This is a genomic window from Lachnospira pectinoschiza, assembly GCF_900103815.1.
GTDB lineage: Bacteria > Bacillota > Clostridia > Lachnospirales > Lachnospiraceae > Lachnospira > Lachnospira pectinoschiza_B.
This window is the reverse complement of the sequence record NZ_FNHZ01000007.1, coordinates 138,815-163,564: the sequence shown is the minus strand read 5'-3', so window position 1 is coordinate 163,564 and position 24,750 is coordinate 138,815. Positions and strand designations below refer to the sequence as shown.

Sequence of the window (24,750 nt, the reverse complement as noted above, 5' to 3'; positions counted from 1 at the left end):
GTCATCCCGAAGGAATCGTGATAAGTTGCTTCGTTCGACTTGCATGTGTTAAGCACGCCGCCAGCGTTCATCCTGAGCCAGGATCAAACTCTCATAAAAAGTTTTACCTTAGCTTAGTTCTGAACGAACTAGCTTAATAGTTTCGTTTCCGTTTAACATTACTGTTATTAAGGATAATCATTTCAAAACAAAATTTGTTTTACGATTGATTACTCGCTTGAATATTTCAAAGAATTTTCAAGGTTGTCATTCTGTTCAGTTGTCAAGGTTCTTATCTTCAAAGCCTTGTGTTTACTGGCTTTGTTGATGTTTTGTTGTCATTGCTGTGTCGCAACGGCTTATACATATTATCATCCCTAACACTTTATGTCAACACCTTTTTTGCTTTTTTCTCCAATTTTTTTACTGTATATTTTATCCTTATCTATCCTTTAAAAAATAGACTTGACTAAAGCCGCATGGTTGCGAGTTTCCTTAAAATCAGGTCAAATTTTACTATAGCTTTAATATAAAAATGCTCTTAAATTTTTCTATAAAAATAACCCTCTTTACTAATATAAGTTACCTAAAAAACTTCTTTCATACTTATATAGTAAAGAGGGTTTTATGTTACATTTTCTTAAAAATCAAATAAAGACAACTGGTTAGACTGAGCCATACCCTCTAGTAAACCTAGATCTGATAGCTTATCTATTACAGTCTGTCCAATCTTAGCTCTAGTACGTAGGTCTTCCTTAGATAGGAACTTTCCTGCACGAGCGGCGATTTCAATATTTTCACCGGCAGATTCACCAATCTTTTCTACCACCTTAAAGGATGGCATAATCTTGCCGTCTATTATCTGGAAGCTTCTTGCCTTGGCTTTATATATATCAATTGGCATAAACTCAAAGCCTCTAGCATACATTTCCTGCACAATACGCATATCATGAAGTTCATCATCTTCCGTATTAGAGAGTGTGCCTTCTGCCTTCTTTTGTTTATATAGATTAATATAGTAGTCAAGTCTATCGCGTCCCATGGCCATTTTCTCATAATCAAAGGCTTTAGCTCTAATTGAGAAAAAGGCTGTGTAGAATTCTAGTGGATAGAATACCTTACAGTAGGCTACTCGCCAAGCCATCATTACGTAAGCTGCGGCATGGGCCTTAGGGAACATATACTGAATCTTTTCACAGGACCAAATATACCAGTCAGGAATTCCCTTATCTAGTAACATTTGTTTCCACTCTTCCCACTTAGGCTCGGCGCCTTTAGCTACCTTACCCTTTCTTACAGCTTCCATGATTTTAAAGGCTGTCTCTGATTCGATGCCATTATAAATCAAGTAAGTCATAATATCATCACGAGTACAAATCGCTGTACTGATTGTAGCCTTGCCTTCTTTTAACAATTCTTGGGCGTTACCTAGCCATACGTCAGTACCATGAGATAAACCTGCAATTCGAACTAAATCCGAGAACTTAGTTGGCTTTGTATCAATAAGCATCTGCATGGCAAAATCTGTACCAAACTCAGGGATACCAAGGGCTCCAAGCTTACAGCCATCAATATCTTCCGGCTTTATTCCAAGGGCAGATGTGTTCATAAATAAAGACATTACTTCCTTAGAATCAAGGGGTATTGTTAGTGGATCCATTCCTGTTAAATCCTGTAGCATTCGAATCATAGTAGGATCAAGGTGTCCTAAAATATCCAGCTTTAACAAGTTATGATCAATACTGTGGTAATCAAAATGTGTAGTAATAATTGGGGATGTCATATCATTTGCAGGGTGCTGTACCGGTGTAAATGTATGAATTTCATCGCCAAGTGGAAGTACTACGATACCACCAGGATGCTGTCCTGTTGTTCTTTTAACATCTATGCAACCATTAGAGATTCTCTCGATTTCACATCTTCTTTTAACAATCGGTGGAAGTCCCTGGGCGGCTCTTTTTTCATTCTTTTCTTCGATATATTTTAATACGTATCCATAGGCTGTCTTTTCTGCAACAGTACCTACAGTTCCAGCTTTAAAGGTCTGACCTTTACCAAAAATAACTTCAGTGTAGGCATGGGCCTTTGACTGATACTCATTAGAGAAGTTAAGATCGATATCAGGCTCTTTGTTTCCTTTAAATCCAAGGAAAGTTTCAAAGGGAATATCAAAGCCTAATTTGTCTAGTTTATGACCACATTTTGGGCAAACCTTATCTGGCATATCACAACCAGCACCACCGGCAAAGGCCTTAACGTCCTCTGAATCAAAGTCCACATAATAACACTCAGGACAAAGATAGTGAGGGCTAAGGGGATTAACCTCAGTGATACCGGCCATTGTAGCTGCAAAAGAGGAACCTACAGAACCTCTTGAACCTACTAAGTAACCATCATCATTAGACTTCCAAACTAGCTTCTGGGCAATGATATACATTACGGAATATCCATTGGAAATAATAGAATTTAGCTCTCTTTCTAGTCTTTCTGATACGATTTCTGGTAGTTCTGGGCCATATAGTTCATGAGCTCTGTCATAACAAATTTTCCTTAGCATTTCATCTGAATTTTCAATGACAGGCGGTCTCTTATCCGGTCTAACTGGCTCGATTTTCTCGCACATATCTGAAATTTTATTAGGATTAGTTACAACCACTTCAAAGGCCTTCTCTTCTCCTAAATAATCGAACTCATGTAACATTTCCTCAGTGGTATGAAGGTATAGAGGTGCCTGATTATCTGCATCATCAAAGCCCTTACCCGCCATAAGAATTCGTCTATAGACTTCATCTTCTGGATTAAGAAAATGTACATCACAGGTAGCTACTACTGGCTTTTTAAATTTTTCGCCAAGAGCTACTATCTTTCTATTTAAATCACGTAAGTCTTCTTCTGACTTCACATAGTAATCTTCCTTTTCAATCATAAAGGCATTATTGCCAATTGGCTGAATTTCAAGATAGTCATAAAAGCTTACAATTCTTGCTATTTCTGCATTTGAACGACCATTTACCAAAGCTCTAAAAAGCTCACCTGCCTCACAGGCTGAACCAATAATTAAGCCTTCACGATATTTATTAATAAGGCTCTTTGGCATCTTTGGGAAACGGCTAAAATACTGTAGATGCGATGCTGAAATAAGTCTATATAGATTTATTCTTCCAAGTTCATTAGAAGCAAGAATAATACAGTGATACTGGTGTAATTTTCTAATAATATCATCTGTCATCTTAGCTTTTTCATTTAACTGGTCTAGAGTAAATATATCTCTTTCTTCAAGCATCTTTATAAATTTTACAAATATATCTGCTGTAGCTGCTGCATCATCAACCGCTCTATGGTGGCTATCTAGTACAACTGCTAAATGCTTTGTAAGTGTATCAAGCTTATAGTTGTGAAGATTTGGCATAAGGAACTGTGCAAGTGGCACTGTATCAATAATTGTAAAGTCCACCTCTAGTCCTAAATCTTCAGCCTTATGGCCTATAAAACTTGTATCAAACATGGCATTATGGGCAACTACTGCGCTTCCCTTGCAAAACTCTAAGAATTTCGGAAGGGCAACATCTATAGTTGGAGCATCCATTACCATTTGGTCATTAATATGAGTTAAATTCTCAATTCTAAAAGGAATTGGAATCTGAGGGTTGATGAAAGTAGAGAATCTATCTGTGATTTCTCCATTTTCAACTTTTACAGCACCAATTTCTATAATCTTATCTTCAATGGCTGAAAAACCTGTTGTTTCAATATCAAATACAACGAAGCTATCTCTTAAGGACTGGCTTTTTGAGTCCGTTACAATCTTTACTGTATCATCAACTAAATAACATTCAACTCCATAAATTACCTTAAAATCAAAGTCCTTACCGGCCTTTTTAGCACTCTTTTCTAGTGCTTGCACCTTATGGAAGGCATCAGGGAAGGCCTGGGCTACACCGTGATCTGTAATGGCAATACTTCTATGTCCCCACTTATAGGCCTGATCAATAATATCCTGCACATAGGAAACACCATCCATATCACTCATCTTAGTATGGCAGTGAAGCTCAACTCTTTTATAAAGGGCGTCATCTGAGCGCACTACTCTTGTATCATTAGCTCTTCTAATACCAGAAACGTTAGAAATAGTTATTTCACCGTCGTATTTATCAAGCTGGGCAATACCCTTTAACTTAATAAAATTCTTCTCTTTAACTACGTCTAAAAGTTCCGGAAGCATTTCATTTTTACTAAAAATCTTTACAACGATAGAATCTGTAAAATCTGTCATTACAAAGCTTACAATAGTTCTCTCGTTTCTGATTTCTCTAAGATCAATGGATCTTATCATACCTGAGATGGCGCATTCGCCAATGGCTGAATCGATAGTTTTTATCTCAATTGGATCATCAAAGAAATCTCTACCCCAAAGCACATCGTCGTTGGCTTTTTGGCGCGCAAAATTAAGAGAGTTTCTGCTTCCTCCCCTTTCTCTTGCATTCATCTTTTCTAAGTAGGCTTTCTGCTTAGCTTCCTTTTCTTCCTTAAGCTTTTTAGCAGCCTTAACCTCTTCGTCAACTTCCTTGATATTATTTTGAATTTCCTCAACTCTTCGTCTAACCTTATAGGCCTTCTCTTCTTCAAATGAAGACTTAGACTCAACGAATTCGTATTCTACATCAATTTCAAAGCCGAAACGGTTTAAGAATATTTGCTTAAAATAATCCACTAGATCTTCGCCATGAGCTCTTGATAGGAAACTATCTTCAATATAAAGGGCTAGATTATCGCTAGCTCTAAATTCCCACTTGGAATTTTTTAAAATGTTATACTCTAGCGTCCAGTATTTCTCTAATTCAAATAAAATACTGTCATAGTAAATATCCATAATATTCTGTGGATTATAATTTTTGGATAGCTTATATCTTTCGATAATTCTTACATCCATGTTCTGGATGCGAAAAACCTGCCTTTTTAAGGCAGATTCCACTTTATAAACAACTTCTTTTTCAATAATCCTGCTAGAACTTATATAAATTCTAGCAAGAGAATTAGTTGATGTCTTAGTAACCTTAATTACCTCTACATCTTCAAAGTACGCTCTTAAGTTGTCTGGTAATCTTAGTGTCTTGAAAACATCAAAAAAGTTATACATATTATTTCTCCCAATTATCTAGTTCTTCCTTTAGAACATCAAATAGCTGTTCTTCAGGAACCTTCTTTACAATTTCCCCATGTTTAATTAAAACGCCAACGCCCTTACCGCCAGCAATACCAAGATCTGCTTCCTTAGCTTCACCAGGTCCATTTACAACGCAACCCATAACTGCAAGTTTAAGGTCTAGGTCGTAATTGCTTACTTCTTCCTCTACGCGCTTTGCAAGATTAATTAAGTCAATCTGTGTTCTACCGCATGTAGGACATGATACAACTTCGATTCCGCCCTTTCTTAGTCCGAGCGTTCTTAGAATCTGCTTAGCTGTTAAAACTTCCTTAACAGGATCATCAGTTAGAGAAACTCTGATTGTATCACCAATTCCCTGATTTAGGATAAGTCCAAGTCCGATTGAAGACTTAATTGTTCCTGAAAATGCAGTACCAGCCTCTGTGATACCTACGTGAAGTGGATGATTACATTCCTTTGAAATTAATTCATGAGTCTTAACGCTCATTAATACATCTGATGATTTAATACTTACAACTAAATTATCATAGCCTAAGTCTTCAATTATCTTTACCTTATCAAGGGCTGATTCTACAATACCTTCAGCTGTTACGCCGTGGTATTTTTCAAGGATATCTTTCTCAAGAGAACCTGAATTTACACCAACTCTAATAGGAATATTTCTTTCCTTTGCTACGTCAACTACAGCCTTAATCTTATCCTTACCGCCGATGTTACCAGGGTTAATTCTAATCTTATCAGCTCCATTTTCCATAGCTTCAATTGCAAGTCTATAATCAAAATGAATATCTGCAACTAATGGGATGTTAATTTGCTTTTTGATTTCTTTAAAGGCAAGGGCTGCCTCGTGAGTTGGAACAGTGGCACGAATGATGTCACAACCAGCTTTTTCTAATGCTTTAATCTGAGCAACTGTTTTTACAACATCCTCTGTATGAGTATTAGTCATGGACTGAATCATAATAGGATTTCCGCCACCAATGACCTTATTACCAATTTTTACAACTTTAGTATTATCTCTATACATATTAAACTCCATTCAAAAAACAATTTTTATTTCATTATACTTTATATGCCTTTTAAATTTTTTTGTAAAGTAGAAAGCCTTCATAACTAATTACATTTTCCTAATAAAGCCAGATAAAATGCGGCTTTAAGGGAATAATTAAATTAGAATAAAGAATAAATATCGTGGAATAAAACATAAGCCATTAAAATTACTAAGAAGATTACGCCAATAATTGTTACAATACCGGCATACTTCTTATCTATTGGCTTACCTCTAACCGCTTCAATTAGCAAGAAAATCAACTTACCACCATCAAGACCTGGAATTGGTAAAAGATTCATTACTCCAAGGTTTGCTGAAATAAGTCCACATAAGTTAATTAAGTTTAAGAACACATAAAATGCTCCATCAGACTTACTTTCTTCTACAATTTCGCTCATGGCACTTACAGTTCCCACAGGACCTGAAAGGTTATTTACTGATAATTTTCCTGTAAATAACATGCCAAGACTATCAACAACTGTGCCTATATCATAACCTACTTCTAGGAAGGCATACTTAACCGACTGAATTGGTGATAGCTTTACTCTTTGGCCATAACAGCTAAAACCTGTAACATAGCCTTCTGACTCACTTAATCTAGGAGTTGCAACTAGTGTTACATCTTCTCCATTACGAGAAACCACAAAAGTCATTTCCTCACCATTTGACGAAGTGATATAATCTGTTATTTCAGTGTTTGTGGAAACTTCATTACCATTTACACTCTTAATTACATCACCATCTTTAAAGCCAGCCTCACTTGCGGCAGAATCTTCACTAACGGAGCTTATGCCACAATTTTCACTAATCATAAGACCTAGAAGGTACTTACTTGTAACCTGATATTCAGGTGTGATTGTTGTCTTATACTTTTGACCATCTCTTAAATAAGTTATGGTAAATGTTTCATCTGCATGATAATTAATAAAGAAGTTATACTCTCTTGCAAAGTTGATTTTATCGTTATTGATTGCAAGAATTAAATCTCCTTCTTCTAGACCTGCAGTAGATGCTACTGAATTATCGGCAACATAGTCAATAGTTGCAGGGTCATAGCCAATATTACCAATAATAATAATTGAGCAAACAAGGGCTAAAAAGAAGTTAAAGACTGGGCCTGCAAGAGTGATTGCAATTCTAGCCCAAACAGACTTATTGTCATATGATCTTGATTCATCATATTTCTTTGCGAATTCTTTCTTTGCGGCTTCCTTCTTATCTTCAAAATCTTCATCATCTTCATCGGCATCAAGGCTATCTGTGACAGCCATTTCCATGTATTCGTCCCCAAGCATCATACAATATCCGCCAAAAAGGAAAAGTGAGAAACTATACTTAGTTTCACCCTTCTTGATTGTTAAAAACTTAGGTCCCATGCCTACTGCAAATTCAAGTACGTGTACTCCATTTGCCTTTGCAATTATAAAATGTCCAAATTCATGAACAATAATAATTATACTTAAAACTAAGATTGCCAAAATGACATTTAAAATCATTGTAATCCTCCCAAATTATATGCTTAAGCTTTAAAGCTAGTTTGAGCTTAATTAAAGTTTTCCTTTAATAGCTTATACACTTCCTGCTCTGTTTCTAAAATTTCCTCTACTGTTGGATTGTCAATAAATCTGACATTATCCATTGCAAATCTAATCATATCATATATCTGTAAATACTTAATCTTTCTATCTAAGAAGAGGGCTACTGCATATTCGTTAGCTGCATTAAGAGCTGTTGGAATATTGCCTCCCTTAGCTGCGGCCTCATAAGCCATCTTAAGGCCTACAAAAGTATCCATATCAGGCTTTTCAAAGCTAATCTGTCCTAATTTATAAAAATCAAGAAATTCCGAATTAGCTATAGGCTTTCTATCTGGATAGAAAAGGGCATACTGAATTGGAAGACGCATATCTGGTGTTCCAAGCTGGGCCATAACACCGCCATCTTCAAATTCTACCATTGAATGAATAACGCTTTGTGGCTGAACTACCACCTGCACGTCTGTTGCATCTACTCCAAATAACCACTTAGCCTCAATTACCTCTAAGCCCTTATTAACCATAGTGGATGAGTCGATTGTGATCTTTCTACCCATGGACCAGTTAGGGTGCTTTAGTGCGTCCTCAAGCTTTACATTTTCAAGGAAGGCTCTATCCTTACCTCTAAATGGGCCACCACTAGCTGTTAGTAAAATCTTTCTAAGCTGAGACTTCTTCTCTCCATTTAAGGATTGGAAAATTGCTGAATGTTCGCTATCTACTGGTAAAATAGCTACATTCTTCTCCTTTGCAAGCTTCATAATAATATGGCCTGCGCAAACTAAAGTCTCTTTATTAGCAAGGGCAATATCCTTGCCTGCATTAATGGCCTCAATTGTTGGCTTAATACCCATCATGCCCACAACTGCTGTAAGGACAATATCAGCGCTTGAAATTGTAGCTGCTTCAATTAAACCTTCCATGCCATAAACGATTTTTAAATTCTTATTATCTACTAATTTAGCTAATTCTTCTGCTAATTCCTTAGTTGCCACACAGGCAAGTTCAGGCTTAAACTCCTCAATCTGCTTAGCTAAATCATTAATTCTTGTTCCACATGCTAATGCAACAACATTAAGATCATCCTTATAATTTCTACAAACATCAAGTGTCTGTGTTCCGATGGAACCTGTTGATCCCAAGATTGATACATTTTTCATAAAACTGCCTCCAATTAATAGTTACAAAAATTTAAGACTAAAGGGTCTTATAATTTAGAACATACCTGAAACTAGGTAGATAATCCAGTAAACTACTGGTGCTGTAAAAATTACGCTATCAAATCTATCTAGGATTCCGCCATGTCCTGGGATTAAGTTGCCATAATCCTTAACATCATAATTTCTCTTAATTGCTGAAGCTGCTAAATCACCAATAATAGAGATTAGGGCACCAACTAAGGATGCTGCAGCATAAACAATAATAGCCACTGATGATACATCTGCTGAAACTTCACTTATTACAAAGCCATAAATTGCGCCAAGTAAGCAAGCCCCTAAAACTCCACCAATTGCGCCCTCAATAGACTTCTTAGGTGAAAGTACAGGTGCCATCTTATGCTTTCCAAGAAATACACCTGTAAAGTAGGCAAATGTGTCATTACCCCATGAAGCTACAAAGATTAACCAAACAAGGTAAATTCCATTATCCATATCTCTTACAAGATAGATGTAAGAAATCATTACAGCTACATAAATAAGTGAGAAAAATGTCCACATAATGTCTTCTGCCTTATGCTTAGGAAATCTAAATACATAAAAGCTCATTAATACTAAAAAGGAAATAATAACAACAATCATATTATACTTTGTTGGATCTAGTAAAAGTAAAGCATAATAAGCTATTGCTGAAATATAGCTAATAATAGCTATTCCTGTTCTCTCAAGGTTTTTAACTCTGTTTAACTCATACATTCCAATTAGGGAAATACATAGGCAGGCGCCAAATAATAGCCAACCACCAAAGCCTCCTGTAAGAGCTAATATTATAACCAAGAAAATACCACTAATAATTCTAGTTTTCACAACTAGTCCTCCTTAACACCGCCAAATCTTCTTTCGCGTTTATTATATTTTATAAAGGCCTTAACCAATTCGTCCTTGTTGAAATCTGGCCAATAGCAATCTGTGAAATAAAACTCTGTATAAGCTAACTGCCAAGGTAGGTAATTAGATAGTCTTTGCTCGCCAGATGTTCTAATAAGTAAATCTGGGTCTGGCATATAATTAGTGTCTAAATTAGCAGAAATCATATCTTCTGTTATATCTTCAGGCTTTAACTCTCCTAACTTTACCTTATCTGCAAGCTTTCTAACAGCTCTAGTAATTTCATCACGGCCACCATAATTAATTGCGATTGTAAATGTAAGACCTGTATTATCCTTTGTCTGCTCCTCTAAGTTGTCAATAGCTTCATTAATATCATCAGATAACTCATCTCTTCTACCAATAACTCTACAACGAACATTGTTCTTCATAGACTTCTTTACACAGTCCTTAAGATAAGTTCTTAGGATATTCATAAGTGTTCCTACTTCTTCATCAGAACGTTTCCAATTCTCAGTAGAAAAGGCATATACTGTAAAATACTTAACGCCAAGTTCATCTACAGTATAGAGCATCTTCTCAACTACCTTACTACCCTGTAGGTGTCCATAGGTTCTTGGCATATGCTTTGCCTTAGCCCATCTACCGTTACCATCTAGAATAACTGCCACATGTGCAGGAATTTTCAAATCTAATTCTTCGTTATAATAGTCCATTCTTCTTCTCCAATAAATTCTAATTTATCTAATAATAATTGTATAAAATTGGTCTTTAAAAACCACCTGTATTATAACATAAAAAGCCCCATTAAGCACACCTACTTCAGTCTGCTTAATGGAGCCTAGACTTTTAGTTTAGCTAGTAATTAAACTGTAAGGATTTCCTTTGACTTATCTTCGATTGCCTTGTCAATTAAAGCAACGTACTTATCTGTAAGTTTCTGAACATCATCCTCTAAGTTCTTAGCTTCATCGTCTGAAATATCTCCAGCCTTATTCTGCTTTTTAACATCGTCATTAGCATCTCTTCTGATGTTACGAATTGCAACCTTAGCATTGTCACCCTTCTTCTTAACATCCTTAGCTAATTCCTTACGTCTTTCCTCTGTTAATTCAGGGAATACTAATCTAATAACCTTACCATCGTTATTAGGAGTAATTCCTAAGTCTGAAATCAAGATTGCCTTTTCGATCTCCTTGATTAAGCTAGCTTCCCATGGTTGAATCTGAATAATTCTAGCTTCTGGAACTGAAATGTTAGCCACTGACTGAAGAGGTGATGGAGTTCCATAGTAATCAACTCTAATCTTGTCTAAAATATGTGGGTTAGCTCTTCCAGCTCTAATGCTTGAATATTCATCATATAAAGCATCGATTGATTTCTTCATTCTATCTTCGAATTCTTTAATATCGCTCATTGTCTTCTACCTTTCTTATTATCTTTTTATGCTGTAACGATAGTTCCGTTAAACTTACCAGTAAGTGCATTAACAATACTATTCTCTTCCTCTAAACCAAAAATCATAAGAGGAACCTTATTCTCCATACACATAACTGATGCTGTTAAATCAATAACACCAAGCTTCTTCTCAACTACTTCTTCAATTGAAATAGAATCATACTTCTTAGCATTAGGATTGATCTTAGGATCACTATCATAAACGCCATCAATTGCCTTTGCAAGTAAAATTGCATCTGCATCAAGTTCAATTGCTCTAAGGGCAATACCTGTATCTGTTGAGAAGAATGGATGTCCTGTACCACCTGCAAAGAAAACTACCATACCCTTCTCAAAATACTTATTAGCTCTATCCTTAGAGAAAAGTTTTGTCATACTACCACATTCAAAAGGAGTAAGAATATTAGTTTTAAGACCACATGATCTAAAAATCTCTGATACATAGATACAATTCATGATTGTAGCTAACATACCAATCTGATCAGCCTTTGGTCTATCGATGTTATTATTAGAACGTCCTCTCCAATAATTTCCACCACCAATAACAACGCCTACATCGATTCCTTTATCGATAACTTGCTTTACCTGACCTGCAATGTTCTCAATAAGTGCATCGTTATAACCGCCTTCCTTAGCAGCCAATGCTTCACCGCTAAGCTTAAGTATTACTCTTTTAATATCCTTCACAATAAGCCTCCATTAATTGCTTTTTATCCAAAAATTGCGTTAGTATCAATATCAGAGTAGCACTGTGAGCATCTACCATCGATAGTTGCACCATTGTTAATCTGTACTGACTTAGACTTGATATCACCAACAACGATTGCTGTTGAATCAACAATAACTGGACCCTGCACATCAATATCGCCCTTAACAGCGCCAGCAATTACAGCTGATGTTGCAGTAATGTTACCAACAATAACTGTGCCCTGTCCAACCTTTACTGAACCCTTTGCATTAATATCGCCATTAATCTTAGCGCTATTAGCAAAGATTTCATTAGCTTGAGAATTACCAGCAAGAACGCCACTTACTGTTAACTTTCCTCTGCAAGCTACATTTCCTGTTACGGAACCAAAAATATCGATTGAGCCTACTGACTCTAAATCGCCTGTTACTTTTAAACCTGCTGTAATAACAGCTGTTTCATCAGCGATCTCTTCTCCATCATCGCTAACTTCTTCTTCCTTACTAGCAGTTTCCTGCTTAGTTTCTTTTACACTCTTAGACTCTTTTTCTTCAAGCTTTGTATTAAGCTTGTCTGAAATAGTGTCTTCTGCCTCCTTCTTTAATTCAGCAGCCATCTGAGCTAATTCTGGATCATCCAATGTGTTTACCATCTCTTCTACTTCCTCATTCTCTTTCTCGTAATTCTCGTCTGTCAAATCGTTAAGATCTTCTGATATGTCATCTTTGAAATCCTTAAAAAAACCCATCGATACATTTCCTCCCATAAATTACATCTAGCTTAAACAAGCAAAATGTCTACATCTACTCATATAAACATTTTTAAGTTAGTATAGCATAAAAGCGTCAGCCACACAAGTGACTGACGCCCATAAATTCTAACTTTTTCTAATAAATTATTATTTATTAAATATAGAATTAAGCTAACTGAGCTGCAACTTCTGCTGCGAAATCTTCCTGCTTCTTCTCGATACCTTCGCCTGTTTCGAAACGAACAAAGCTCTTGATTGAGATGTTAGCATTGTTAGCCTTAGCTACTTCTGCAACGTACTGAGCAACTGACTGCTTACCATCTTCAGCCTTAACATAAACCTGATCTACTAAACAGATTTCCTTAAGTTCCTTGTTAATTCTACCCTTAACCATACCTTCGATAATCTTATCGTTAGCATCTGGCTTCTCATTCTTAGCTGCTGCTGTAATGATTTCTGTTTCCTTAGCAAGATATTCCTGATCAACTTCTGCTCTTGTTGTGTAAAGTGGCTTAAGAGCTGCTGCCTGCATAGCTACGTTCTTAGCCATCTCTCTAATAGCTTCGTTATCAACATCTGTTTCAACGTCAACTAAAACACCAATCTTACCACCCATGTGGATGTAATCAGCTACGAAACCGTTAGTTGCTTCAACCTGAGCAAATCTTCTGATCTTAAGGTTCTCACCGATAATAGCTACCTTGCTAGCAAGTTCTTCAGCTACTGTCTTAGAAGCATCTGTAGCGCACTTTTCAGCTAAGAATGCATCGATATCTGTAGCTGTTGTTGTAAGAGCCTGATTAGCAACTTCTGCTACGTATGCCTGGAAATCAGCGTTCTTAGCAACGAAGTCTGTTTCTGAGTTAACTTCTACGATTGCTGCCTTCTTACCTTCGATAACAGTCTTAACAATACCTTCAGCTGCGATTCTACCAGCCTTCTTAGCTGCCTTAGCAAGACCATTCTCTCTTAACCATTCTACAGCCTTATCCATATCACCATCTGTGTTTGAAAGTGCCTTCTTACAATCCATCATGCCGGCACCTGTTGATTCTCTTAATTCCTTAACCATTGCTGCTGTTACTGCTGCCATGTCAAAACCTCCATAAAAAAATTATTCTCTTTATAAACGTTGTGTCTGCCTAAATGACAGACACAACTTAATTATATTGGTTATATTAGTTAAATTATTCAGCGTCTGCTACTTCTTCTGTTTCTTCAACATAAGAATCAGCTTCTGCACCCTGATTAGCTTCGATAACAGCATCTGCCATCTTAGCAACGATTAACTTAACAGCTCTGATAGCGTCATCGTTACCAGGAATAACATAATCTAATTCATCTGGATCACAGTTTGTATCTGCGATACCGATTAACTTAATTCCTAAAGCCTGAGCTTCCTGAACACAAATTCTTTCCTTCTTAGGATCTACGATGAAGATAGCATCTGGAATCTTAGTCATATCCTTGATACCACCAAGGTTCTTCTGGAGCTTTTCAAGTTCCTTCTTTAAGTTGATAACTTCCTTCTTAGGAAGAACATCAAATGTTCCATCTTCCTGCATAGCTTCGATTTCCTTAAGCTTAGCAATTCTTGACTGAATTGTTCTGAAGTTAGTTAACATACCACCTAACCATCTTTCGTTAACGTAGTACATACCACATCTTTCAGCTTCTGTTGCGATAGCATCCTGAGCCTGCTTCTTTGTACCTACGAAAAGAACTGTACCGCCTTCTGCTACGATATCAGAAATTGCCTTGTAAGCTTCGTCAACCTTACCTACAGACTTCTGTAAATCGATAATATGGATACCATTTCTTTCTGTGTAGATGTACTCAGCCATCTTAGGGTTCCATCTTCTAGTCTGGTGACCAAAATGTACACCAGCTTCAAGTAACTGCTTCATTGAAATAACGCTCATTGTTATACCTCCATTGGTTAAATAATCTTCTATAGGCTTCTTCTTTTAGAACCACCGATGCGTTACTATCGGCACCAAATCTAAAATCCACCTACATGTTTAGTCTCAAACTATGATAGTATATCAGCTATTTACAAAATATGCAAGCCTATTATAGTTTGAATTCTACTGATGTGTAATAATCTTTGCGATATTCTCATAAGAATCACCCTTTGTTAAAGTGTAAGTTCCTATTCTAATCTTTGTATCATAGCCAGTATCATACATATACTTACTAAAAGCTGAAACATCAGAAATTACACCAGCATTATAAATAATATTAAATACTTCCTTTGTTGAAGTACCTGATGGAATTTCAATTGTAGCTGTTGTTGAAGCAGCTGTAGTAGCTTCTGTAGTAGCCTCTGTTGTAGCCTCTGTAGTAGCCTCTGTTGTAGCTTCAGTTGTGGCTTCTGTCTGACTTTCTGTAGCTAGAGTTGTCTCTTCTACATTTTCATTAGAGCTCTTAGTTTCTGAAGAGATTGTGTCACCGTTCTCTTCCTGAACTGTATATGAAATATATGCTGATGTTGTGTCTTCGTTTGCTGTTGTGTTAGTTGTGACTGCATTAGCTATAGTTAAAACGCTTGCGCTAACAATAACTCCTGCGCCAAAACCGCCTAAATACTGCTTGAATCTCATGTTACCCCTCCTTACTTAGTTTCTTTATAAAGATCTACTACTAATTTAACCTCGCCAATACCAAGATTTAAGTATTTAGCAATATCCTTATTAGAGAAACCTAAGCTTGAAAGCTTTAAGATTCTATCATTATTAGAAGCGTCGCTGTCAAATTCAACATCGCTAATATTCTGCTTTAAAAGGTCTAGCTTTCTTTGATCAGAAGTCTTTTTAGTGCTTGTCTTTCTTGTAGTGCTCTTCTTTACAGTTGTTTCAGACTTCTTTCTTGACTTTGAAACCTTCTTAACTTCGTCTGCTGCCACCTCAGGAACTTCTGTAGTGTCTGCTGCTTCTGAAAGCTTAGAAGTCTTTGTTTTAGCAGAACTTGTCTCTGCAGAAGTTGCCTTTGTTTCTGTAGCTGTTTCTGTGGCTGCAGCTTCACTAGTAGCCTCTGCCTTAACTTCTTCAAAACCAACTGGCTCTTCAAATTCAAAACCTTCTAATACATCTGCTTCAGCATCTAATTCTGCATCTTCCTTAGCTTCTTTACTAGTTGCTTTCTTAGCAGATTCCTTTATCTCTTCAATGTCAGTGATTACATCTGAAAATGGATTGGCATCCTCAGCTTTAATAAAGTCCTTTTTTTGATTCTCTTCAGAAAGGATAATATTCTCTTTTTCCTTAGCAAAATCAACTACCTTAAAGACTTCCTTATCTACTTCTGAGGCTACCTTCTTTCTTTCAAGCTCTTCAGCCTGAGTCTTTCTCATAGTTAAAGTCTTATCTCTATTAGAATCTGACTTCTTTACAAGCTCTTCTAATCTTTGACGAGCTAAGTCCTTAACATCTGCGCTATCGCTAGCCTCGATTTCAGAAATTGCCTCTTCATCCTTGTTGACATTTTCTGTAACCTCAGCATGAATCTTTTCAACCTGTCTCTTTGTTATATTAACATCTTTTACAGTTGACTTGATTTCCTTAGCCTTTTCATTGAGCATGTCATATAAAAATACTGTTTCGTTGTGATTTCTGTTGATTTCACCAAGTACATTTTCAGCATACTCATTCATCTCTAAAATCTTAGTATTAGAAATCTTATCAAGAGAACTTTCAGTCTTCTCTGTTACATTAAGGATTTCTGAATCAATAATTTCGTTGATCTGCTTTCTTAACTTATCCTGCTGTTCCTTTGTAAGCTCAGAGGATAGTCCCTGGCTTTCCTTGTTATCCTTGTCGAAATTAAATACAATACTTAATACGACACAGATAATTCCAATAATAATTAAAGTTACACTAACGGTTGTCATATAACCCTCCCATTAATTTATTAGATTTTAATATCAAAATCCGTGCTTCCCTGTCCTTTAATAAATACGCGGCCATCGCTTTTCTTATTATTCTTACCCTTAGCGCGGTCCTTATCGTATTCATTATTACTTTTTTCCTTAGCATCAAAGCTTCCACTATTTAATTCTGTATCGTCTTTGTTAGTTACAGTTTCTGCCTTAGCTTCCACATTATGCTGTATAGTTGTCTGAATATTAGATTGATTGGCCACAGGTCTGTTATTCTCTGCTGCCTGCTCACTTGATACTAGGTTTTGCTGTTGTATCATTCCAAATTCTACTGGTTTAATTACCATAACAACCTCCAATCATAGCACACGTCTAAATATACTATAATTTCTTAAAACAAACAATAGCTCTTGAAGATTTTATCCCCAAGAGCCATTAACTAATATGCTGATAATCTAACCTCTGCGCCATCCCTGACAAAAGAGCAGAAATCATATTTCTTTTTTACAAACATGGACACATCTCCAAAGACGATTTTGGTTCCTGGATATGCCGCGTCTGCTACCCTAATTATGGCATTTTGTTCTTCCCCAATAGACTGCCTTAATTCCTCAAATTCCTTTTTATTTTTAGCAATTTCTTGTTCAAGCATAATTACATTTCGCATGGTCTTTGTCATCATCTCCTGCTTTTCAGGAGCTAGACTTCCTTCCGCCTGTTGCTTTTTTCTTAGAGCTTCAAGTAACTGATTTAGCTGAATCTTATTTTTTCCTAGATCATTTAAAATCTTTTTAAGCTCCTCTAGTCGCCTCTTCATAGTAGGGTCAACGCCTACGGCAACTGTGGTATTTGTACCCATTTCATTACCAATATTTTTGGCTTCGATGCAAAGAGTGGCTCTAACATCCCCTCCGATTATAAGTCCATTTTTACCATTAGCAGTTACCTTTCCCTTAGCAATAACCTTGCTATGCAAAATGGAATCCGCCTCAATATCTCCTCCGGCATATACGCTCTCACAAGACTCTAAAAACTTGGCTACAATGTTTTTGCCTGCCTTAATTACTGCCTTTGTCTTTCCCTGCACACCACGATTAAGAGTAATTGTGCCACCAGCAATAACCTCAGCTCCTTCAACAAGTCCGCTAACGCTTATATCCCCGCTAGCTTTAATCTTAAAACCCGCTTGTACATTTCCTTTAATTAATACATTTCCATCATAATCAATATCTCCGGTTTGAGGGCCTACATCCACAAGTTCAAGGACGTCTGATACAAAAATTTTGTCCCCTTCAAGCATTACATGACCGCTTACCTTTGAGATAAGATTTAGTCCATCCTCGGAAATTACAAGATTTCTTCCATATCTAAAGACCACGTGCTTTACAGGTCTTGGATTAACCTTTCTATTAAGGCAATCAATACCCTCCTCGCCTCTATCTTCTGGGTGAAGAATAGCCACCACGTCACCTTTTTCTATATGATTAAGATTTTCAAGGGAATGAAAATCTACCGTTCCATCTTCATTAATCTTAGGCCTTGGCTTTAAATCTGTATTAAATTTATATTCTATGTAGCCGTCAGTTCCTTGCCTTGGCTCCTTACCCTTAGCTAGCACATAGACCTTACCGTACTCTTTATTTTCTAAAAAGTCATTAATGGCTGCCTCATCCGTGCCTGACCTAACGCCCTTAAATGTAATATCCTTTTTAATTTCCTCTAAATCTAAAAAAGAAGCCCCAACGAAAGGTGGATAAAAGATAGCTTCCACGCTCATTCCATCAGGATTAATGTAGTAATCTGCAAATTCTCCTACTGGATTTGGGCACTCCTCGCTAATCTTTTGGCACACCTCTTTTGATGCTCCTGTTTTAATAGCTTCATCTAATTTTACAATGTCGCAGCTTATTTTCTTCTTATCAATATAAAACATGGCATCGTCAATTTTGGCGGGTGAAAATGTTTCCTCTTTAGGAGGGTATACATTTACATATAAGCCGTCGCTCTTGTTTTCAAATTGAAAATAGCCCACTCTACATTTTTCTATCATAAGCCGCTCCTTTTTGCCTACATTGGGAATACATAATCTCCAAGTAATGCCTTCATCTTAATTAAGGCCTTGGTATGTAACTGTGAAACTCTTGATTCAGATACTTCAAGAGTTAAACTGATTTCCTTTAGTGTCATTTCTTCATAATAGTAAAGAGTAATTACAAGTCTTTCTTTTTCAGTTAGACTCTCAATTGCCTTTGCCATAAGCTGCTTTAATTCTTCTTTTTCAATAGCTTCTTCTGGCTGTTCAAAGTGGGAATTGCCGATGCTATCCATTTTTACTTCGCTGCCAGCTTCTGTATATTCATCTAAGGAAATGAGATTAGTAGCCTTAGTTTGACCCTGCCACTCTAGTAATTCATCCTCTGAAATACCTAATTCCTTAGCAATGTCCTCATCCGTTGCCACATGGCCAGTTTCTGCCTCAACCTTTGCCATAGCAGCATCTATCTTTTTTTGCTTTTGACGCAAAGATCTAGGAATCCAATCCATTTTTCTAATTTGATCTAGAATTGCACCCCTGATTCTTAAACTTGCATAGGTTTCAAACTTTACATTTTTACCATAATCAAACTTATCAATAGCATCAATTAGGCCAAAAATTCCATAACCTACTAAGTCATCATATTCAACGTTGTAACCTAAGTACATGTTCATTCTGCCGGCCACAAGTTTGACCAACTGAGCATATTCCATTATAAGTTGGTCTCTTGTTTCACTAGACCTGTTAGTCATATAACTTTGCCAAAGTTTATTTCTGCCTGCTTCATCCATGTTTACATGTCCCCCATTTTAATAAGTTACTTTATTCATCCCCAAAATCACTATAATCAAAATCTTTGCCGTCTACCCCTTCAATACTATCTATATTATCTAGATCAATATCAGGTATATCCTCGTCTTGATCAATGTTTTCTTCCTCTTTTTGTTCTTCTTCCATCTTATCCGCTAGGCGATTAAGAGCATAAACTACAAGCCAGCTAGCAACAAAGAAGCAAACCATTACAAGAAGCACTATCCAGACAAAACTTTCTAAACTGTATTTGTTTAAAATAAGTAGTACGCTTGTAATAAAACCTGCAAGTAAAGTAACTATTGCAGGCACCACTCTATATCTACTCATATAGTCACCTCTAAACTAGCCTAAATTAACTTTTCTGGTTTACCCACAGCCTTTATCTTATATTTTCCTGTTTCTGAATAAAACTCTACTGTTCTACCAAAATTTAATCCTGTGTCTTCTGCTAGTAATTTAATATGCATCTCCGATAACTTCATCTTGACTGCCATTACATTTCTTTGGCCTACCTTTAAGTTATCGTTATTGGTATTAGTTGAAAACATCTGGGCACCTCCGGCTATCTTTGCAACTAATCTTGTCCTATTAGCTCCTAGTTTCTCCATTTGATTAACTAATTCAACCAAACCGGTATCCGCATATTTTGCAACATTTGATGCATTTTTAAATTGTTTACTATCTGGTAACATGCAATGCAGAAGGCCACTAACCTTAGTTACCGGATCGTATAGGGCCACCCCTACACATGAGCCAAGGCCAAGGGTAGTCAAAACTCCTGGGCTTTTACAAGCTTTTAAATCGCCCATTCCGACCTTAATCATACTGTTTATATTCATAGTCAATCCTTATACACTACTCAAATTCAATCCAAATGCCCATAGTAATCCTAAACTACTAATGGACATTTGGATTAAAAAACTCACATACCAAGAGCTGATAAAATTTTGTCATAAGATTCTAACTCTGGAATTAACATAAAGTATCCATTTACATAACCCTCTTCTCCAAACTGAGATTGGATTAATAGAAGCTTATCTCCATATTTACCAAATTCTGAGGCAGGTACCGACATTAAAGCTCCAATCATATCAACTGTAAGGGAAGGAACGCTTGCCTGAACCTTTAAATTAGTAAGACTTGCAAGGGCTGTTAAATAAGAGCCGGATACAATATTACCAATTTCACTAATTGCAGACATTTCCATCTCTGTAAAATCTGTTGCATAATCTTCTGCCACATCTTCCTGCATCATAAGCTTATTAACTAGATGATGAGCCGATTTTGTATCAAAAAGAAACATCATCATTCCGTTAATTTCACCCTCCATGTCTAGTAATATACCCACTACTATTTGGTCTTCAGAACCAATCAACTGAGATATATCCTTAAAGGGCAAGAGAGCTACTTTAGGAACTGACATATCCATTTTCATCTGTAACATCTTTGCAAGGGCAGTTGTTGCATTGCCTGCGCCAATATTACCGATTTCTTTTAATATATCAAATTGCATATCACTAAGTTCTTCTAAATTTATCTTGGACATGATACCACCATTCTAGCTACTTCTCACTAGCCTCCACAATTAAACCAACAATATCTAGTAAGGAAATTAATTCACCATTACTTTTACCAATGCTCTCAATGTAATTTGCAGCAGCATCAGAATTATTAGCCTTATTAACCTTTTCTATACTGTTATCATCAAGTGTTACTACTTCCTTGACCTGATCTACAATTACACCAATTGTAGCGCCATCTACCTTTACAATGATAAAACGTGTCTTATCTGTAAATTCGTCTGGCTCAAGGCCAAGCTTAATTCTTACACTCATTACAGGAATAATCTCACCACGAAGGTTAATTACGCCCTTATAATATGTCTGAGTCTTTGGAACTCTTGTAATTGGCTCGCTTCTTACGATGTTGTCAATATAATTAATATTGATACCATACTGTTCGCTTCCAATTTTTACTACAATATACTGCACGGAAGTTGTACTCTCCATGCTCTTATCTTCAATAGCATTAACATTATCCACAGCCGTTACCCCCTATACTAATGTATTAGCATCAATAATTAATGCTACAGAACCATCACCAAGGATTGTTGCACCACTAATCATCTTATTAATGCTGATATACTTACCAAGTGATTTAATAACGATTTCCATCTGTCCAATTAAGCTATCTACTACAAGTCCTGCAAGCTTATCACCCTTACGTACAATTACAACTACGATTGTATCTGACTCTTCAGGTTCACCTGGAACATCAAGAAGTTCTCTTAATCTAATTAAAGGAATAACTGATCCTCTTAAATGGATTACTTCCTTGGCATGTACATACTTAATTTCACTGATTGCAATATCTTCAATGGTTTCAATAGAACCAAGGGAAATAGCATATTTTTCTTCGCCAAGCTTTACCATTAAAGCCTGAATAATAGCAAGAGTAAGTGGAAGTCTAATGCTAAATGTTGAACCTTGTCCAAATACCGACTTAACCTCAACATCACCACCTAAGGCTTCAATCTTTGACTTAACTACATCAAGACCAACACCTCTACCAGATACATCTGTAATCTTTTCTGCTGTAGAGAAGGATGGTCTAAAGAGTAAGTCAACAGCTTCTTTTTCTGTCATTGAATCAGCCTGTTCCTGAGTGATTGCACCCTTTTCAACAGCCTTAGCCTTAACTCTTTCTGTATCAATACCATTACCATCATCCTTAACTTCAATAACTACGTTATTACCTTCCTGGAAGGCGTTAAGAGCGATAGTACCTACCTCTGGCTTACCTCTTTCAATACGAACGTCTGTAGGTTCAAGACCGTGATCGGCAGAGTTTCTAATCATATGCATGATTGGATCGCCGATTTCATCAATTACAGTACGGTCAAGTTCTGTATCTTCACCAGTGATATATAATTCCATCTTCTTATCAAGCTTCTTTGATAAGTCTCGAACCATTCGAGGGAATTTTGAAATAACACTTTCAATAGGCATCATTCGAACCTTCATAACTGACTCATGAAGATTTGTTGTAACTCTCTCTAAGTATTCGATCTGTTCTGTAAAGTTAGCTGACTTAATGCCACCATTTTCTCCATCATTACTTGCTGAAACTAAACCGTTCTTAGCAATAATAAGCTCGGATACTAAGTTCATTAATACATCCAACTTTTCAATATCTACTCTAACTGTATGAGAAACAGCCTTGCCGCCACCCTTTGCAGGTTCTTTTGCTGCTGGCTTTTTCTCTTCCTTTGGAGCTGGCTTTGTTTCCTTTGCCGCAGGTTTCTTCTCTTCCTTTGGCTTCTCCTCCGGCTTTTCTTCTTCATCATCAAGCTTATCTGTTACCTGAATTGGAGTTGCATCCTTAATTTCAGAAACGCTCTTAATGATGCTTACAATAGAATCGATTTCCTCTTCTGTTGTAATAAGAATTCTAAATTCAAATTCAAATTTCTCATCTTCAATATCCTGAGTAGTAGGTTCTGACTTAATAACTTCACAGTGACCCTCTAAGTTTTTAAATACTAAGAAGGCTCTAGCTGCCTTAAGTACACAGCTCTCTTCAACCTCTACCTTAATATTAAAGACGCTAATATTCTTTTCAAGGGCTTCATTTACTGCTGACCTTTCAAAGTCTGCTAGTGTTAAGCCTTCAAGCTGATTATTATCTGATTTAGCCGCCTTAGCTTCTTCCTGCTTTGGCTCTTCCTTTGCTTCCTCAGCCTTTGGCTCTTCCTTTTTAGCTTCTTTCTTTCCGTCACCACCAATTCCTTCAATGAAGGCATTTAAAGCCTTAATGATATCTTCGTTATCATCTGTACCTTCATCCTGGTTATTACGAATATTATCAACATAGCTTTCAAGTGCATCCATACACTGGAATAAAACGTCACACATATCAGATGTAACACTGATATTGCCATTACGAACCTCAGAGAATACATTTTCCATATCATGAGTTAAGTTCTGCATTCTCTTATAACCCATTGTACCTGCCATACCCTTAAGAGAGTGAGCAGCACGGAAAATTTCATTAATAGTATCCTGATTGTCTGGTTCCTTCTCGAGGACCATTACGCCGTCTGAAATAGACTGTAAATGTTCATTTGATTCATCAATAAATATCTCTAAATACTGGCTTACATCCATTTAAGATACCCCCACGTTCTTAGTTATTGCTTCAGCTACCTTATTAAGAGGTACAACCTCGTTAACTAAACCTGTTGAAGCTAGTGCTTTTGGCATGCCATAAACTACGCAAGATTGCTCATCCTGTGCGATGACATGTATGTTCTTATGGCTGGCTGCTAGGCCCTTTATGCCATTGGTTCCATCAGCTCCCATTCCCGTTAACACTACGCAAGTTATCTCATCAAAATTAGAATTTTGAAGGGAATCATACATTACATTGGCGCATGGTCTAAGTCCATCTATAGCAGGTGCTTCGTTAAGTCTAATAACGTAGCTTGCACCTTCCTTCATAACCTTAATGTGCTTACCACCAGGGGCAATATAGACATTACCTTTAGTAATGACATCACCGTCTGCTGCCTCTTTTACATTAAGCTCGCTCATTTCGTTAAGTCTTGCTGCAAGGCTTGCTGTAAATCCTGCTGGCATGTGCTGAACTAAAACCATTGGTGCGTCCAAATTCTTTGGAAGCATTGGTATTACAGATTGTAATGATTTAGGTCCACCTGTTGAGCAGGCTAGAGCAATTAGCTTACTCTTGCCCTTTTTAATACCTGAATACTGAGAAGGAGTTACCCTACTAGCTTTAAAGGTATTGTCTTCTCTAGATTTTTGAAAGCTAGGAGTAGGTCTATCTTTTGATGATAATCCCACTTTTGTATCTTTATTATCTCTAGTATTAGTATTGCTTGAAGGTGAAAAAGATGCGCCTCTTGCCACTCTTTGAAGGGATGCCCTTGTATTAGTAGCAACATCTAGCATCTCATGAATTTTTTTCTTAAATGTTTCGCTTTTAGTTTCAAGATAATTCTCTGGCTTTGTAACAAAATCAAAGGCTCCATATTCTAGGGCTTGTATAGTTTCCTTAGCACCTTCCTTTGCGACTGTACTAACAACTATAACCGTCTGATCAATACGGTTTTGCTGAAGCTTCTTTAGTAGTTCAATACCATTCATCTTCGGCATATTAATATCTAGAATTACTGCACTATACAAGTTAGGATTTGAAACAATTTTATCAAAACCTTCCAAGCCATCTCTAGCTAAATCTGCGACTTCGTACTCATTACTTTCGTTTATTATATCAGATATTACCCTTCTCATGAGTGCAGAGTCATCAATAATCAAAATTTTTTTAGCCAT

At 36.7% G+C, this 24,750-nt stretch carries 22 protein-coding genes and 1 rRNA gene; all 23 read right to left on the bottom strand.

The features are described from left to right. Window positions 1-99: ribosomal RNA gene (locus tag BLQ66_RS10455) — 16S ribosomal RNA — on the bottom strand; the annotation flags it as partial. A 520-nt stretch (window positions 100-619) separates the two neighbouring features. Further along, a complete protein-coding gene (locus BLQ66_RS10450) occupies window positions 620-5,116 on the bottom strand; it encodes a PolC-type DNA polymerase III (protein ID WP_074522107.1) in 4,497 nt (1,498 codons plus the stop codon). A 1-nt stretch (window position 5,117) separates the two neighbouring features. Next, window positions 5,118-6,173 carry a flavodoxin-dependent (E)-4-hydroxy-3-methylbut-2-enyl-diphosphate synthase gene (gene ispG, locus BLQ66_RS10445; RefSeq protein WP_074522106.1) on the bottom strand — a complete coding sequence of 352 codons (1,056 nt, stop codon included), beginning with the start codon at window positions 6,171-6,173 and terminating at the stop codon, window positions 5,118-5,120. A 143-nt stretch (window positions 6,174-6,316) separates the two neighbouring features. Then, window positions 6,317-7,693: an RIP metalloprotease RseP gene (gene rseP / locus BLQ66_RS10440; RefSeq protein ID WP_074522105.1), complete on the bottom strand. Its 1,377-nt coding sequence runs from the start codon at window positions 7,691-7,693 to the stop codon at window positions 6,317-6,319. A 47-nt stretch (window positions 7,694-7,740) separates the two neighbouring features. Further along, complete coding sequence (locus BLQ66_RS10435) at window positions 7,741-8,892, bottom strand: 1-deoxy-D-xylulose-5-phosphate reductoisomerase (RefSeq protein ID WP_027431318.1); 1,152 nt, start codon at window positions 8,890-8,892, stop codon at window positions 7,741-7,743. A gap of 54 nt (window positions 8,893-8,946) precedes the next feature. Continuing rightward, a complete protein-coding gene (locus tag BLQ66_RS10430; RefSeq protein WP_074522104.1) occupies window positions 8,947-9,756 on the bottom strand; it encodes a phosphatidate cytidylyltransferase in 810 nt (269 codons plus the stop codon). Between the two features lie 2 nt (window positions 9,757-9,758). After that, on the bottom strand, window positions 9,759-10,493 hold the full coding sequence (locus tag BLQ66_RS10425; RefSeq protein ID WP_180364719.1) for an isoprenyl transferase: 735 nt from the start codon (window positions 10,491-10,493) through the stop codon (window positions 9,759-9,761). A 149-nt stretch (window positions 10,494-10,642) separates the two neighbouring features. Continuing rightward, window positions 10,643-11,194, bottom strand: coding sequence for a ribosome recycling factor (frr, locus tag BLQ66_RS10420; protein ID WP_027431321.1), 552 nt, complete (start codon window positions 11,192-11,194; stop codon window positions 10,643-10,645). Window positions 11,195-11,220: 26 nt separating this feature from the next. Further along, window positions 11,221-11,913, bottom strand: coding sequence for a UMP kinase (gene pyrH / locus BLQ66_RS10415; RefSeq protein WP_027431322.1), 693 nt, complete (start codon window positions 11,911-11,913; stop codon window positions 11,221-11,223). Window positions 11,914-11,945: 32 nt separating this feature from the next. Further along, window positions 11,946-12,671, bottom strand: a complete 726-nt coding sequence (locus BLQ66_RS10410) for a polymer-forming cytoskeletal protein (protein WP_074522103.1) — start codon at window positions 12,669-12,671, stop codon at window positions 11,946-11,948. A gap of 169 nt (window positions 12,672-12,840) precedes the next feature. Continuing rightward, the gene (gene tsf / locus BLQ66_RS10405) at window positions 12,841-13,767 is read right to left on the bottom strand and encodes a translation elongation factor Ts (protein ID WP_074522102.1); all 927 of its coding nucleotides are present in this window, start codon (window positions 13,765-13,767) and stop codon (window positions 12,841-12,843) included. Between the two features lie 94 nt (window positions 13,768-13,861). Further along, a complete protein-coding gene (gene rpsB / locus BLQ66_RS10400; protein ID WP_027431325.1) occupies window positions 13,862-14,596 on the bottom strand; it encodes a 30S ribosomal protein S2 in 735 nt (244 codons plus the stop codon). 165 nt (window positions 14,597-14,761) lie between these two features. Beyond that, window positions 14,762-15,277, bottom strand: coding sequence for an endolytic transglycosylase MltG (locus BLQ66_RS10395; RefSeq protein WP_074522101.1), 516 nt, complete (start codon window positions 15,275-15,277; stop codon window positions 14,762-14,764). An 11-nt stretch (window positions 15,278-15,288) separates the two neighbouring features. Continuing rightward, complete coding sequence (locus BLQ66_RS10390; protein WP_074522100.1) at window positions 15,289-16,563, bottom strand: DUF6115 domain-containing protein; 1,275 nt, start codon at window positions 16,561-16,563, stop codon at window positions 15,289-15,291. Between the two features lie 20 nt (window positions 16,564-16,583). Beyond that, the gene (locus tag BLQ66_RS10385; protein ID WP_074522099.1) at window positions 16,584-16,898 is read right to left on the bottom strand and encodes a hypothetical protein; all 315 of its coding nucleotides are present in this window, start codon (window positions 16,896-16,898) and stop codon (window positions 16,584-16,586) included. Between the two features lie 92 nt (window positions 16,899-16,990). Next, the gene (locus BLQ66_RS10380) at window positions 16,991-18,601 is read right to left on the bottom strand and encodes a FapA family protein (protein WP_074522098.1); all 1,611 of its coding nucleotides are present in this window, start codon (window positions 18,599-18,601) and stop codon (window positions 16,991-16,993) included. A gap of 17 nt (window positions 18,602-18,618) precedes the next feature. After that, window positions 18,619-19,377, bottom strand: a complete 759-nt coding sequence (locus tag BLQ66_RS10375) for a FliA/WhiG family RNA polymerase sigma factor (protein WP_074522097.1) — start codon at window positions 19,375-19,377, stop codon at window positions 18,619-18,621. Window positions 19,378-19,408: 31 nt separating this feature from the next. After that, window positions 19,409-19,726 (bottom strand): hypothetical protein, encoded by a 318-nt coding sequence (locus BLQ66_RS10370; RefSeq protein ID WP_074522096.1) that lies wholly within the window; start codon window positions 19,724-19,726, stop codon window positions 19,409-19,411. Between the two features lie 20 nt (window positions 19,727-19,746). Then, window positions 19,747-20,232: a chemotaxis protein CheD gene (locus tag BLQ66_RS10365; protein WP_074522114.1), complete on the bottom strand. Its 486-nt coding sequence runs from the start codon at window positions 20,230-20,232 to the stop codon at window positions 19,747-19,749. A gap of 89 nt (window positions 20,233-20,321) precedes the next feature. Next, complete coding sequence (locus BLQ66_RS10360) at window positions 20,322-20,945, bottom strand: chemotaxis protein CheC (RefSeq protein WP_074522095.1); 624 nt, start codon at window positions 20,943-20,945, stop codon at window positions 20,322-20,324. A gap of 16 nt (window positions 20,946-20,961) precedes the next feature. Further along, a complete protein-coding gene (locus BLQ66_RS10355; RefSeq protein WP_330389855.1) occupies window positions 20,962-21,441 on the bottom strand; it encodes a chemotaxis protein CheW in 480 nt (159 codons plus the stop codon). Between the two features lie 12 nt (window positions 21,442-21,453). Further along, window positions 21,454-23,565, bottom strand: coding sequence for a chemotaxis protein CheA (locus BLQ66_RS10350; RefSeq protein WP_074522094.1), 2,112 nt, complete (start codon window positions 23,563-23,565; stop codon window positions 21,454-21,456). Continuing rightward, a complete protein-coding gene (gene cheB, locus BLQ66_RS10345) occupies window positions 23,566-24,750 on the bottom strand; it encodes a chemotaxis-specific protein-glutamate methyltransferase CheB (RefSeq protein WP_074522093.1) in 1,185 nt (394 codons plus the stop codon).